Genomic DNA, 13,189 nt, shown 5'->3' with positions numbered 1-13,189 from the left:
CTCACACCACCTACGCACCAAGGAGCATCGCCATGCTTACCCGATATCTCTTGGCCGCTGCCTTCGCAGCGCTGTCGATCAGCGCAGCGTCGGCCGCCGAGCCGCCCGCAGGCAAGGTGACGGTCGTATTCGATCGGCCCATTCCCAACATCCCTGGCAAGAGCATGAAGGGCGTGCTGGTCGAGTATGGGCCGGGCGCCGCGTCGCCGTCCCACACCCATCCGAAAACGGCCTTCATTTATGCAACGGTCCTGGAGGGCTCATTTCGCATCAAAGTCAAAGGCGAGCCGGAAAAGATCTACAACGTCGGCGAAAACTTCGTAGAGGAGCCGGGCTCCGTGCACGAAGTCAGCGCCAACGCCAGCGACACGAAACCTGCACGCCTGCTGGCCGTGTTCGTCCTCGACAGCAACGAAAAGGTGCTCGTCACGCCCATCAAAAAGTGAGCCGATCAACGCGCTCATCGACGCTCGACAGCCGGGCGGCAGGTCACTGCCGTCCTGTGGCTGCTGCGGATCCTTGGCATTGAACAGGAAACAAGAACATGAACTCGCTTCAGGACAAGGCCGCCATTGCCACCGGCGCAAGCGCCGAGATCCCTGTCGTGGTGGCGCGGCAAAGCAAGAGAAAGATGATCGGCATCCTGCTGTGCATCGGCGCCGTGGTGGTGGTCGCGGGCGGATGGGCCATGGCGTTTTCGAGCGGTTCGACCTCCACCGATAACGCTTATGTGCGCGGCGACCTCACCTCGCTCGCCGCCAAGGTTGCTGGCTATGTCACGGCGGTAGAGGTCGAGGACAACCAGACCGTCCGGGCGGGTGACGTCCTGTTCCGGATTGATGATCGGGACTATCGCGCACGGCTCGCGCAGGCAGTGGCCAATGTCAGCGCTGCCGAGGCTCGCCTGACCCATGTCGATGCCGAAACCCAGCTTCAGCGTGCCCTGATTCGACAGGCCGAAGCCCAGCGCCGCTCGGCCGCCGCCGAGATGAATCTGGCGACCAAGACCCATGATCGCAGCCAAAAACTGATCGTCAGCCACGCGGTCAGCCAGGCCCTGGTCGATGAAACCGGCACGGCACGCTCCAGAGCCGAGGCGACGGTATCGGCCGCGTCGGCAACGGTCGAGGCTCAACAGCAACGCATCACCGTCCTCGTGGCCCAGCGAGAAGCTGCCGTTGCTGCTGTGGCGCAGGCCCAGGCCGCGCGCGATCTGGCCCAGATCGATCTCGACAGCACCGTGGTACACGCGCCTGTTGATGGCGTTATCGGTAATCGTCAGGTCCGCGTCGGCCGGTTCGTTACGCCGGGAGGGGCCTTGCTCGATATCGTGCCGGTCAATGATGTGTGGGTCGTGGCGAACTTCAAGGAAACCCAACTCGAACATATCCGCCCCGGTCAGCGCGTGCGCATCACGGTCGACGGCTATCCCGACGGAGCACTTGAAGGCGTGGTCGACAGCTTTGCGCCGGGTAGTGGGTCGGCGTTCAGCTTGCTGCCCACAGACAACGCAACAGGAAACTTTGTGCGTGTCGTGCAGCGGGTTCCGGTAAAAATCCGGCTTGCCCACAACCCGTTGCCGGGCCGCATCGTCCCTGGTCTGTCCGCGCGTGTCGAGGTTGCGCAAGGGGACGACTCATGAACACGGTTGCCAGCGCCACGCGGAGCAACGCCAGCGCTACGACCGGTGTCCTGCTCATGGCGGGCATCGTGCTGGCCACGCTGACGGAAGCGATCGCCAGCACCGTTTTGTCGCTCGGGCGCAGCGACATCATCGGCGACACCTATGCAACGCCTGATGAATTTGCCTGGTTGGATATCGGCTACATCGCGCTCAAGCTGATCGGGTTCATGACTGCCCCCTGGCTGATGAACCGTTTCGCTGCGCGTCATGTGATCATCAGCTCAACCCTGGTCATGGGCCTGGCGTGTGGCATTGCCGCCATCACCGCTCGGCTGGATCTGCTGGTTGCACTTCGGGTGATTCAGGGCTTCGCCGGTGGCACCCTGCTGGTCGGGGGCCAAGCGATCATATTTCGCGCTTTTCCGCGGCCCCATCAACCCATCCTCCAGGCGCTGTTTGCCATGGGCTCCGTTGTCGCGCCCGCGACGCTTGCCCCGGCGCTTCAAGGGTGGTTGATCGATAGCCAATCCTGGACATGGATCTTCTTCAGTGTTGTCCCGATTGCCTTGGCGGCTAGCGGACTTGTGCTGATCGCAGGCGGCCCAATGCCCGCCAAGGCCCGGCAGCGTCCGTTTGACTGGATCGGCTTCTCGCTGATCTCTACCGCGCTGTTGTGTTTCACCTACGTCCTCAGCCAGGGCAGCCGATGGGACTGGTTCGAGGAGCCGCGCATCCTTTGGCTAACGGTGATCGGCGCAGCCGCTCTGCTGGCATTTCTCGGTCAACAAGTGTTGGCCAAAGGGCAGGGGCTGTTCGACTTCACCCTGTTCAAAACGAGCGATTTTTCTTTCGCCTTTATCGTCAGTTTTGTCGCCGGCGCCGCCTTGTTCGGCAGCGCGTTCCTGATTCCGGCGTTCGCCCTGTCGGTCCTCGGGTTCACGCCTACCGATGCCGGTCAGCTGCTGTTGCCCAGTGGCGCGTTTTTTGTCGGCGCACTTCTCATATCTGCTTATCTCATGCAGGCCCACCGCGTTGCGCCGTTCGCCACCGTGCCCTTTGGAATCCTGATGATTATGGTGGCGATGTGGATGCTGTCCGGTTCGACCAGCGAAAGCGGCGCGGACGACATGATGGCGGCTATCCTGTTGCGCGGGTTGGGGCTTGGCTTCCTGTTTCTATCGATCACGCTGATCGCTTTCAGCCACCTCAACAGCCGAAACCTCGCTGGCGGAATAGGCCTTTTCAATACGGGGCGCCAGTTGGGTGGCCTTATTGGGGTCGCAGGGCTCCAGACACTGATCGACCATAACGTCGTCACCAATGCCGTGGTCCTCGGCGCCAACGTCACCCCGGGAGGGGCCGCGCTCATCGAGCGGATGACGAACACGACAGCCATGCTGGCCGTGAAAGGAATGGATGCAGCGGCCGCTGGCCGGGCAGCGACGAGCCTTCTGGGCCGGTGGGTGACAAGTCAGTCCACGGTGATTGCCTTCGACACAGCGTTCGTCGCCGTGGCCCTGCTTTTTGTAATCGCTGCCCCCATTCTGGTCGGCATCAAGATCGGATTCGCGCGATACGAGAAAGTGCGCGCTTCACGAGCAGTCGCGTGAGGCAGTCCACCGGCCAAGGACCAACTACACTTTCTCCAGCCAGTCTGGGCAACCGTCCGGGGGCACACTCCAGGAGGAATCATGACAGGGAAAAATGTCTCCAGCCCCGAACCAGCGGGCACAAAAACCAACGTGCTATTGAGCCCGCCTGACATAGGTGCTCTCGCAGAGATATCCATCACCGATCCCGACAAAACGCACCCTGCGTGGATCAAGGAGCAGTTTCCTGAGTACGTGGACCCGCATGCAGGGCATGAAGCCAGGACGGTTCGCGAGATTAACCACAAAGGGCATCTTGTCCGGATCGTGACCACCTACCAGGTGGAGGTTGATGGGGCTCCGGTCCAGGCGCATCTGTTTGTGGACGATGCGGGCCAGGTCCATACGCACGCCACCCCATTCGTCACTTACGGATCGGCGCTCGACTTGATGACGGCGGTGATCGATGCCTATCCGGAATCCTTCGCCAAGGACAATGGCGACGGGGGAGAGCACCCAGACCACCCCGTCCACCATGAGCACGGAGCACGGAGCACATCATGATCAGGTCTAATGCGGTCAAAGATCTCCCGGCGCTTAAGAAATACGTCGAAGGGGTAAAGCGACTCAAGGACCCCGCGCAGAATCCCTGGCCCGGGCAGGCCAACCTCTCGATTTATGACTCCTTCGTGGCCTGGCACCACCGGGCCATGATGATTTCAACACCTGCCGGGCAGATGGCCAGGAATGCCGCGCATGGCGGGCCATCCTTCTTGCCGTGGCATCGCTACTTCCTCGTGCGCCTGGAAACCTTGCTTCGCAAGGCGATAAACGACCCGCACTTTCGAGTCCCGTACTGGGATTGGAACACTGACGCGGAACTTCAGGACCCGAGGACTTCACTCATCTGGTCCGATGAGTACCTTGGGCAGTTCGTGAATGGGAAGTGGCGGGTGCGATTGACGGGTAATGGCCGCACCATGGATCTGGACGGGGTAAACCGCCCCCTGGTGCGTTATTTGGGCGGCGGTGGGTCGCTGCCCAGCCGAGCCAATGTGCGCAAGGTCATCGATGAAAACCCGGTGTATGACAAAGCGCCCTACAACGCGGCGCAGTCCACCGGTGGTGCGCGCAACAGCATCGAGGGATGGGCGGGCGAAGAACGCATTCATAACAACGTCCATGTGTGGGTCGGTGGTGACATGGGATTGTCGTCCTCGCCGAATGACCCAGTGTTTTTTCTGCATCATTGCAACGTCGACCGGCTCTGGGCTGCATGGCAAGCGAAGCATCCCGCCGCCGCATACGTACCTGCGGGAAATGCCCCGGATACGCTCAAGTTCCATCGGATTGATGACCCGATGTACAGCCCTTTCCCGGAAAAGGTGACACCTCGAGATGTCTTGAATTACGGCCAGTATTACAAGTACGACACCTTGAGTGACTTGCTTTAGCATCGAGCGGGCCAAGGCTTCTACGGAGATGGCGTACCCCAGGGGTGTATGCGGTCGGCGTAGGAGCTGGCGAAGCCTGCGATCTTTTGATTTTCACCTACGGGGCGGGGATTGTTCGGGTCGGTGTCGGGCTGATCCGTATTTTTCCAGGCTATCTGCATCTGTAATGCACCCAGCCTCCGGCTCACAATGACAGCACGGTCAGCAGTCGCGTCAGTCGCTGCACCGCAAACTCATTACGTAGGAGGCCCCATGGGCAAGATGGCATTTTTCCTGGGTGGATTTCTGGTGTTGACCATTTTGATTGGTGCGCTTGCCACGATCTCACCCGTTTAGTCTCTTCCTGCGATCAGCAAAAAGCACAACGCCTCCACACAGGGAGGCGTTGCGGGTTTTCGGCAGTACTGCTCGCGTTACTTGAGATCAAACCGATCCAGATTCATCACCTTGACCCAAGCCGCAACGAAGTCTTTCACAAACTTCTCCTTCGCATCGTCGCAGGCATAGACCTCAGCCAATGCCCTCAACTGCGCATTCGAGCCAAACACCAGATCAACACGCGTACCCGTCCATTTAAGGTCGCCGGTTTTCCGATCGCGGCCTTCAAACTCTTCATTGGCCTGCGACACCGGTTTCCATTCCACGCTCATATCGAGCAGGTTTTTGAAGAAGTCGTTGGTCAACGCTTCCGGCTGTTTCGTGAAGACGCCGTGTTGGGTTTGTCCGACGTTGGTGTTCAGCACCCGCAGGCCACCGATGAGCGCGGTCATTTCTGGCGCGGTGAGTGTCAGCAGTTGCGCCTTGTCGATCAGTAAGGCCTCGGCCGGTACGCTGTAGCGGGTTTTGAGGTAGTTACGGAAGCCATCGGCGGCGGGTTCGAGGAACCCGAAGGACTCGACATCCGTTTGCTCTTGCGAGGCGTCCATCCGGCCCGGTGTGAAAGGCACCGTCACGGTCTGGCCGGCATTTTTCGCCGCTTGTTCGACGCCGGCACAACCGGCCAGCACGATCAGGTCGGCCAGCGAGATTTTCTTGCCGCTGCTGTTGAACTCGTTCTGGATGCTCTCGAGCTTCGCCAGTACGCTCGCCAGTTGCTCAGGCTGGTTGGCCTGCCAGAATTTCTGCGGGGCCAGACGCAGGCGCCCGCCGTTGGCGCCGCCGCGTTTGTCGGAGCCGCGGAAGGTGGAGACTGCCGCCCAGGCAGTCGACACCAGTTGCGAGACCGACAGGCCGCAGGACTGGAGTTTGCCTTTGAGTGCAGCGACGTCGCTGTCGTTGACCAGGGCATGGTCGACCTTCGGAATGGGGTCTTGCCACAGGAGTTCTTCGTTGGGCATTTCCGGGCCGAGGTAGCGGGAGAGGGGGCCCATGTCGCGGTGGAGCAGCTTGAACCAGGCGCGGGCGAACGCGTCGGCCAACTGATCGGGGTTCGCCAGGAACCGCCGTGAAATCGGCTCATAGATCGGGTCGAATCGCAGCGACAAATCCGTGGTCAGCATGGTCGGGTTACGCCGCTTCGACGGGTCGTGAGCATCTGGAATGATGCCCGTGCCAGCACCGCCTTTCGCTGTCCACTGGTTGGCACCCGCCGGGCTCTTGGTCAGTTCCCACTCGAAGCCGAACAGGTTTTCCAGGTAGTTGTTGCTCCACTGGGTGGGCGTGGTGGTCCAGGTCACTTCCAGGCCGCTGGTGATGGTGTCGCCGCCCTTGCCGCTGCCGAAGGTGCTCTTCCAGCCCAGGCCCTGAGCTTCGAGGCCAGCGGCTTCGGGCTCGGCACCGACGTTGTCGGCAGGGCCGGCGCCGTGGGTCTTGCCGAAGGCGTGGCCACCGGCGATCAGTGCCACGGTTTCTTCGTCATTCATCGCCATGCGCCCGAAGGTCTCGCGGATGTCCACCGCAGCAGCGACCGGATCCGGGTTGCCTTCCGGGCCTTCCGGGTTGACGTAGATCAGACCCATTTGCACCGCGGCGAGCGGGTTTTCCAGGTTGCGTCCTCCCTCGGTACGGCTGTCCTCATTTTCCCCCGGCTCAGCAACGAGTGGGCCTTCGCCGGGTTCTTGCATGGGTTCCTTTTTGTCTTTTTCGTAGCGGGTGTCGCCGCCCAGCCACTTGTTTTCCGAGCCCCAGTAGACGGATTCATCCGGTTCCCAAACGTCTGGCCGACCGCCGGAAAAACCGAAGGTCTTGAAGCCCATGGATTCCAGCGCGACGTTACCGGTGAGGACGATCAGGTCGGCCCAGGAGATGTTGCGACCATACTTTTGCTTGATCGGCCAAAGCAGTCGGCGCGCCTTGTCGAGGCTGACGTTGTCCGGCCAACTGTTGAGCGGTGCGAAGCGCTGCTGACCGGAGCCGGCACCGCCACGACCGTCACCGACGCGGTACGTGCCGGCGGCGTGCCAGGACATGCGAATAAACAGCGGCCCATAGTGACCGAAGTCCGCAGGCCACCAGTCTTGCGAGTCGGTCATCAGGGCATGCAGGTCTTGCTTGAGCGCCTGAAAGTCCAGATTTTTGAACGCTTCGGCGTAGTTGTAGCCTTCGTCCGTGGGGTCGGACAGCCGCGAATTCTGGTGCAGGATCTTCAGGTTCAGTTGGTTCGGCCACCAATCGCGGTTCGTCGTACCACCGCCCGCGGCGGCGTGATTGAACGGGCATTTCGATTCATTTGCCATGTGTGCACTACCTTTGGTCGTATTCATCCGGCTATCCGGCCCGGGGTGGGCGTTAAATAGCGACGAGTGAAATCAATGACATAGGCTGCAGCCGTTCGATCAACCGATCGTTGTGGTCACACGGGAAATCTGGATAGCAGCAATCGAGTTGCCTGTACGGTGGCCCACGGCAAGCCTAGTACGCTTCTGACTCATTCGTATTTTTTATCAAGTCTCAACCGGCCGGCTCACGCCAGCGCTCCAGTAAGGTTAGACGCCTATAAAGCAGTCAGCTAATAGGTGGAGTATTGGGGGGTGATAGGCGTTTTCTTTTATCTGGCCCGTCGCAATCGTTTCCAGAGCATGAATTTTCGGCGGGTGTTTTGGCCTCTTCGCGGGCAAGCCTCGCTCCTACAGACTGTGTGATACCCCTGTAGGAGCGAGGCTTGCCCGCGAAGACGGCAGCCCAGACACAGCCGCTCTCGGCTCAGCCCAAATTCCGTTATTCGCCAATCGGTATCGTATGATGAGCCCCTTCCTTTCGACGCCCACCCAAGGACCCTTACCCGATGTCTTTAAGCAAACGCGATCAGGCCCATATCGAACGTCGCCTGGTCGCCACCCTGACCGAGGCATGTGAAACCGCCAAAGCGGAAATAGTCGGGTTCTGCTGGCTGACCCACGAAATCGATTACGCGGTCTTTCCCTCCAGCCTGCGGGTGATCTGGGTGTTCGATACACAGGCCAACAAGGCTCAGGCGCTGGTGAACGGGCAGGGCGAGCGCATGGTCGAACTGACGGCCGTGGCGTTAAGTGAAGCGGATGTTCTCGTCAGCCCGGTAGCGGCCCATGTGCAGTTTGATTCTGAAGAACAATGTCAGCGCACCCATGCCGGCAACTGGCAGCAACGCCTGGCGCCCAAGCGCTCGACGCGGGGTTGAAACGTGGCCAAGGATATCGAAAATCCGTGTATTTCCATTTGCCAGCTCAGTGGTGAACTGTGTGTCAGTTGTGGCCGCACCAAGGACGACATCAGAAAATGGAAACGCATGAAGCGTCCGGAAAAAATGGCGGCGGCGCAGCGGGCGAGTTTGCGGTTGAAGGGGCTGAAGAAAAAGAGTGTTTGAGGGTAATGCCCGTCAGCAAGCCGTGATGCGATCTGTAGCATTTGGCGAAGGCTGCACTATTGTGGCGAGGGAGCTTGCTCCCGCTGGACAGCGCAGCTGTCCCAAAACCAATTTACGACTGCTGCGCAGCCGAACGGGAGCAAGCTCCCTCGCCACAGTAGAGCAGCTACAAAGCGTGCGTCGTGGCTAAATTGACTTCACCGGCTCTTAGGGCTGCGCACAAACTTCCCGCACACATTCACGCAGCCACCGATGCGCTGAGTCGGCATCCATGCGTGGGTGCCAGAGCATCGAAATGGTGATCGGCGGCAGGTCGAACGGAAGAGCAAAACTGTGCAGGCCAGCGCGCAGGTTTTGGGTGTGTTGCGCGGGCACGGTGGCGATCAGGTCGCAGGCGCGAGCCAGCGCCAGCGCGGCCGAAAAGCCGCCGACGATGGTGGTGATCTCGCGCTCCAGCCCCAGCACTTCCAGGGCTTCATCCATCGGCCCCTTATCGAGCCCGCGTCGTGAGACCAGGATGTGCTTGCCAGTGGCATAACGGGAGGCGCTGACCTCACCCTGACTCAGCGGATGCCCCGTGCGCACGACGCCGATGAAATGATCTTCGAACAACGCACGGGTGCGCACTTCCGGGCTTGTCGTGCCGCCGACCACACCGGTTTCCAGGTCGACGGAACCGTCGCGAAGCGCGGCGCTGTCCTTGTTCAGCTTCTGCACAAAGTGCAAGCGCACGCCGGGTGCTTGTTCACTGACGCGGGCAATCAGCGCCGGGCCGAAGTTTTCGACGAAACCGTCGCTGATGCGCAGCGTGAACGTCCGGACCAGTTGTTTGAGATCAAGCTGTTCGGCGGGGCGTAAAACGGCCTCTGCGTCCTGCACCAATTGACGGACCTGTTCGCGCAGTTCGAGTGCTCGGGGCGTCGGCACCAGCCCGCGTCCGGCCCGGACCAGCAGCGGGTCGCCCGTCGTTTCGCGCAATCGCGCCAGTGCCCGGCTCATGGCCGAAGGGCTCAGGCGCAGTCGTTGGGCGGCGCGTGCGACGCTGCCGGCGGTGAGCAGCGCATCCAGGGTAATCAGCAAATTCAGGTCGGGAGTCGTCATGCCTCAACGTTAGCACGGCGTGCGGGTGACATGGCGTCAAACGCAACTATCAAGTGCAAGTGGTGCGCCTTCCGCCATGTCACGCACGGGCATACGCTGCTGATCTACCTTTCAGATGTGGCCAAACCATGAAACTCAGCACTCAATCACGCTCGGTCCGCTGGACGCTGGCGAGCCTTTCGCTGTCGATGTTGATACCTTCGCTCGACACCAGCATCGCCAATGCCGGCTTGCCGACGTTGGCCCAAGCGTTCGATGCTTCCTTTCAGGAGGTGCAGTGGATCGTTCTGGCGTATCTGCTGGCGATTACCACGCTGATTGTCAGCGTTGGACGACTCGGTGACCTCGTCGGTCGTCGGCGTTTGCTGCTGGCGGGCATCGGTATTTTTACCCTGTCATCGCTGGCCTGTGGTGTCGCGCCATCGCTTGGGTGGCTGGTCGGCGCCCGGGCAGTGCAAGGGCTCGGGGCGGCGATCATGCTGGCGCTGACCGTGGCGTTTGTCGGTGAGACGGTGCCGAAAGCGCAGGCCGGCAGCGCCATGGGGCTGCTCGGCACGATGTCGGCGATCGGTACCACGCTGGGGCCGTCGCTGGGTGGAATGTTGATCGCAGGCGCAGGTTGGCAGGCGATTTTTCTGATCAACGTGCCGCTGGGTATTCTGAATATCTGGCTCGCGTATCGCTACTTGCCGACGGATGCACTGCGGGCGAAAGCGCGGCGGACGGGGTTCGATAAGGCAGGCACGTTGCTGCTGGCGTTGACGCTCGGGGCGTATGCGCTGGCCATGACGATCGGGCACGGTGATTTTGGTCCGCTCAACATCGCACTGCTGCTGACGGCTGTTTTCGGTGTTGGGCTTTTCATCTTCGTTGAGACCACGGTTGCATCACCCCTGATTAAATTGGCGCTGTTCCGCGAGCCAGGATTGAGTGCGAGCCTGGCCATGAGCACGCTCGTTTCGACGGTGATGATGGCGACGCTGGTGGTCGGGCCGTTTTATCTTTCGGGGGCGCTTGGGCTCGGCACGGCACTTGTCGGTTTCGCCTTGTCGGTTGGCCCGTTGGTGGCGGCGCTGACCGGCATGCCGGCCGGCCGCCTGGTGGACCGTTTTGGCACTCGGCGCATGACCCTTGTCGGGCTTGCGGCAATGGCGCTCGGCACGGGCGCTTTATCGATGATGCCGGCGGGTTTCGGCCTCCTCGGTTACCTCGCGCCCATCGCGGTGATCACGGCCAGCTATGCGTTATTTCAGGCGGCCAACAACACGGCGGTCATGGCCGACATCCGTGCGGACCAGCGCGGCGTGATTGCCGGCATGCTCAGCCTGTCGCGCAATCTAGGGCTGATCACCGGGGCCTCGGTCATGGGCGCGGTGTTCGCCTTTGCATCGGCGACGGCAGACATCACCACGGCATCTCCCGCCGCCATCGCCAGCGGTATGCGGATAACGTTTGCCGTCGCCATGGTGTTGATCGTCGTGGCCTTTGTTGTCGCGCTGGCGCTGCGAGTTTCACACTGCTGCACTGCATGCAGTAATGAACTGCAGTGAGTCTGTATTGTTCACCTGAAATCGAATACCGATACTTCCCCCACATGGCGCAGATGGGCTGCGCTGAAGTGAAGGAGTCAGGCAATGGTTTCTGTCGTTCGTATCGCACACACCGGCGCACCTGAGGTGATGACCATCGAGCAGGTGACGGCGCGTGAGCCGGGGCCGGGTGAAGTCTGGCTGGAGCAGGAAGCGATTGGCGTCAACTTCCTCGATGTAAGTCAGCGCAAGGGTGCCGTGCCGCTGCCATTGCCGTCGGGTCTGGGCCTTGAAGGGGCGGGCCGGGTTGCCGCCATCGGCGCGGGGGTGAGCAACGTCAAGGTGGGTGATCGGGTGGCGTACGCAACAGGGCCTATTGGTGCTTACGCCAGTGCGCGGCTGTTTCCGGCCGAGCGGCTGGTGCCGATTCCCGACGGGTTGACGGCTGAAGAGGCCGCCGCGGTGTTGTTCAAAGGTATTACCGCGCAGTACCTGCTGAAGACGACTTATCCGGTCGGCCCCGGCACCACCCTGGTGCTGTATGGCGTGGCGGGCGGCCTCGGGCAGATCATGGCGACATGGGCCAAACATTTGGGAGCTTTTGTCATCGGCATCGTGTCCCGGGCCGAGAGTGTCGAGACAGCCAAGGCGCTGGGCTGCGATGCGGTGCTGGTGTTCAATGCCCAGACATTCGCCGCGGATGTGGCGCAGATCACCCACGGCAAGAAAGCCGATGTGGTCTACGATCCCATCGGGCGGGTGTCGTTCGAAGCGTCGCTCGACTGCTTGCGACCACGTGGGTTGATGGTGTCTTTCGGGGCGTCCTCCGGGGCGCCGACGGCGGTCGAAGTGGCCACGCTCAATGCCAAGGGCTCGCTGTTCCTGACCCGTCCTTCCCTCGCCGCGCACACCACGGATATCGCCGAATACCGGCAACGGGCCGATGATGTACTGGCCGCGGTCGAGGCGGGCATAATCAAGCCCGGCATCTGGGGCCGCTATGCATTGGCCGACGTGGCCAAGGCCCATGCCGATCTGGAAGGCGGCCAATCTCGCGGAGCGATCGTCCTCAAGCCGTGATTGTTTTTACCTGAACAAAAGAGTGTTTTGTGAACCCACTGGACAGCCGCCACATCGATGAAATTGCAGCGCTTCTTGCGGTCGCCTCGGCGCATTCGTTCGTGGCTGCCGGACGCCTGCTGCAACGCCATCCGACGGTGATTTCAAAGCGCCTGGCGGCGATGGAAAAGCGCTTGGGCGTGCGGCTGATGGAGCGCACGACGCGACAAGTGCGGTTGACCGATGCCGGCAACCGTCTCGTCGAACGTCTGCGCTCCGCCACGGGGTTGATCATCGAAGCCGAACAGGAAGCGTCACTGGGTGCGGCACAGGTTCGCGGCGTCTTGCGCCTGGCTTTTCCCGCCGCGATGGGGCGCCTGTGGCTGGCGTCGATGCTGCCGGAATTTATGGCGGCTCATCCATTGGTCTCCGTCGAGGTGGATTACAGCGATCGTGTCGTCGACATTATTGGTGAAGGATTCGATGCGGCGATTCGTATTGGCGAATTGAACGACAACCGCCTGGTCGCGAAGAAGCTCAGCGATCATCGCCGCATTCTCTGCGCTTCACCGAGTTACATAGAACAGCATGGTTTACCGACCAGCCCGAAAGAACTGACCGAGCACAATTGCCTGGGCTTCACCGGCCTTGCGGCGTTTCCTGAATGGCGTTTGTCGAAGGGTGATCGGCAGGAGAGGGTCATCACCAGGGGAACCTTGACCTCGAACGACGGCGAGGCGTTGCTCGCCGCGGCCAAGGCCGGCGTCGGTATTTTGGGCGCCGGGGAGTGGCTGATGAGCCGGGAGATCGCCAGCGGCCAGATGGTGCGCGTGCTGCCGGAGTGGGACCTGGATGCCCAGGGCGGGATTTATCTGGTGCGAGCATCCGCCGCTTTTACGCCGGCAACGCTCATGGCATTCAAGGAATGGCTGGAGGCAAGATTTGCGCAAGGGCCGCCTTGGCTTTTCGTAGGAGCCAGGCTTGCCGGCGAAGGCGCTCTTTAGGACGCCTTCGCCGGCAAGCCCGGCTCCTACATGGGCGTTTTTATGGGC

Annotated in this window: 12 protein-coding genes; 10 read left to right on the top strand and 2 right to left on the bottom strand. The window is 61.2% G+C overall.

Features of this window, described 5'->3' with window-relative positions; translation table 11 throughout:
- The first annotated feature begins 32 nt into the window (after nt 1–32).
- The 5 genes from AB7M22_RS15555 to AB7M22_RS15535 all read left to right on the top strand — a co-directional run bounded on the left by AB7M22_RS15555 (nt 33) and on the right by AB7M22_RS15535 (nt 4,667).
- The gene (locus tag AB7M22_RS15555; protein WP_454186973.1) at nt 33–446 is read left to right on the top strand and encodes a cupin domain-containing protein; all 414 of its coding nucleotides are present in this window, start codon (nt 33–35) and stop codon (nt 444–446) included.
- Between the two features lie 98 nt (nt 447–544).
- A complete protein-coding gene (locus tag AB7M22_RS15550) occupies nt 545–1,642 on the top strand; it encodes an HlyD family secretion protein (RefSeq protein ID WP_454186972.1) in 1,098 nt (365 codons plus the stop codon).
- The gene (locus AB7M22_RS15545; protein ID WP_454186971.1) at nt 1,639–3,234 is read left to right on the top strand and encodes a DHA2 family efflux MFS transporter permease subunit; all 1,596 of its coding nucleotides are present in this window, start codon (nt 1,639–1,641) and stop codon (nt 3,232–3,234) included. Before AB7M22_RS15550 ends, AB7M22_RS15545 begins: the two co-directional genes overlap by 4 nt.
- A gap of 81 nt (nt 3,235–3,315) precedes the next feature.
- Nucleotides 3,316–3,777: a hypothetical protein gene (locus AB7M22_RS15540; RefSeq protein ID WP_454186970.1), complete on the top strand. Its 462-nt coding sequence runs from the start codon at nt 3,316–3,318 to the stop codon at nt 3,775–3,777.
- On the top strand, nt 3,774–4,667 hold the full coding sequence (locus AB7M22_RS15535; protein ID WP_454186969.1) for a tyrosinase family protein: 894 nt from the start codon (nt 3,774–3,776) through the stop codon (nt 4,665–4,667). Before AB7M22_RS15540 ends, AB7M22_RS15535 begins: the two co-directional genes overlap by 4 nt.
- A 413-nt stretch (nt 4,668–5,080) precedes the next feature.
- Here AB7M22_RS15535 and katG read toward each other — a convergent pair whose 3' ends face one another.
- A complete protein-coding gene (gene katG, locus AB7M22_RS15530) occupies nt 5,081–7,369 on the bottom strand; it encodes a catalase/peroxidase HPI (RefSeq protein WP_454186968.1) in 2,289 nt (762 codons plus the stop codon).
- Between the two features lie 521 nt (nt 7,370–7,890).
- Here katG and AB7M22_RS15525 point away from each other — a divergent pair.
- Both AB7M22_RS15525 and AB7M22_RS15520 read left to right on the top strand, forming a co-directional pair.
- On the top strand, nt 7,891–8,262 hold the full coding sequence (locus AB7M22_RS15525) for a hypothetical protein (protein ID WP_454186967.1): 372 nt from the start codon (nt 7,891–7,893) through the stop codon (nt 8,260–8,262).
- 3 nt (nt 8,263–8,265) lie between these two features.
- Nucleotides 8,266–8,448 carry a DUF1289 domain-containing protein gene (locus tag AB7M22_RS15520; protein WP_081235310.1) on the top strand — a complete coding sequence of 61 codons (183 nt, stop codon included), beginning with the start codon at nt 8,266–8,268 and terminating at the stop codon, nt 8,446–8,448.
- 207 nt (nt 8,449–8,655) lie between these two features.
- Here the strand turns inward: AB7M22_RS15520 and AB7M22_RS15515 are convergent, their stop codons facing one another.
- The gene (locus AB7M22_RS15515; RefSeq protein ID WP_454186966.1) at nt 8,656–9,549 is read right to left on the bottom strand and encodes a LysR family transcriptional regulator; all 894 of its coding nucleotides are present in this window, start codon (nt 9,547–9,549) and stop codon (nt 8,656–8,658) included.
- 128 nt (nt 9,550–9,677) lie between these two features.
- On the opposite strand from AB7M22_RS15515, the gene AB7M22_RS15510 reads away from it, so the two are divergent.
- The 3 genes from AB7M22_RS15510 to AB7M22_RS15500 all read left to right on the top strand — a co-directional run bounded on the left by AB7M22_RS15510 (nt 9,678) and on the right by AB7M22_RS15500 (nt 13,141).
- Complete coding sequence (locus AB7M22_RS15510) at nt 9,678–11,099, top strand: MFS transporter (RefSeq protein WP_454186965.1); 1,422 nt, start codon at nt 9,678–9,680, stop codon at nt 11,097–11,099.
- An 84-nt stretch (nt 11,100–11,183) separates the two neighbouring features.
- The gene (locus AB7M22_RS15505; protein ID WP_454186964.1) at nt 11,184–12,158 is read left to right on the top strand and encodes a quinone oxidoreductase family protein; all 975 of its coding nucleotides are present in this window, start codon (nt 11,184–11,186) and stop codon (nt 12,156–12,158) included.
- A 29-nt stretch (nt 12,159–12,187) separates the two neighbouring features.
- Nucleotides 12,188–13,141, top strand: a complete 954-nt coding sequence (locus AB7M22_RS15500) for a LysR family transcriptional regulator (RefSeq protein WP_454186963.1) — start codon at nt 12,188–12,190, stop codon at nt 13,139–13,141.
- Nucleotides 13,142–13,189 lie beyond the last annotated feature (48 nt).

It is taken from the genome of Pseudomonas sp. ADAK2 TE3594, from assembly GCF_053628675.1.
Note: the sequence above shows the minus strand (reverse complement) of the source record. Positions and strands in the feature narration are given on the sequence as shown.

Bases quoted from the DNA above. Each gene is read 5' to 3' on its own strand.
- AB7M22_RS15555 (WP_454186973.1), top strand. From the start codon at position 33: ATGCTTACCCGATATCTCTTGGCCGCTGCCTTCGCAGCGCTGTCGATC.
- AB7M22_RS15535 (WP_454186969.1), top strand. From the start codon at position 3,774: ATGATCAGGTCTAATGCGGTCAAAGATCTCCCGGCGCTTAAGAAATAC.
- AB7M22_RS15515 (WP_454186966.1), bottom strand. From the start codon at position 9,549: ATGACGACTCCCGACCTGAATTTGCTGATTACCCTGGATGCGCTGCTC.
- AB7M22_RS15540 (WP_454186970.1), top strand. From the start codon at position 3,316: ATGACAGGGAAAAATGTCTCCAGCCCCGAACCAGCGGGCACAAAAACC.
- AB7M22_RS15550 (WP_454186972.1), top strand. From the start codon at position 545: ATGAACTCGCTTCAGGACAAGGCCGCCATTGCCACCGGCGCAAGCGCC.
- AB7M22_RS15510 (WP_454186965.1), top strand. From the start codon at position 9,678: ATGAAACTCAGCACTCAATCACGCTCGGTCCGCTGGACGCTGGCGAGC.
- AB7M22_RS15545 (WP_454186971.1), top strand. From the start codon at position 1,639: ATGAACACGGTTGCCAGCGCCACGCGGAGCAACGCCAGCGCTACGACC.
- katG (WP_454186968.1), bottom strand. From the start codon at position 7,369: ATGAATACGACCAAAGGTAGTGCACACATGGCAAATGAATCGAAATGC.
- AB7M22_RS15505 (WP_454186964.1), top strand. From the start codon at position 11,184: ATGGTTTCTGTCGTTCGTATCGCACACACCGGCGCACCTGAGGTGATG.
- AB7M22_RS15525 (WP_454186967.1), top strand. From the start codon at position 7,891: ATGTCTTTAAGCAAACGCGATCAGGCCCATATCGAACGTCGCCTGGTC.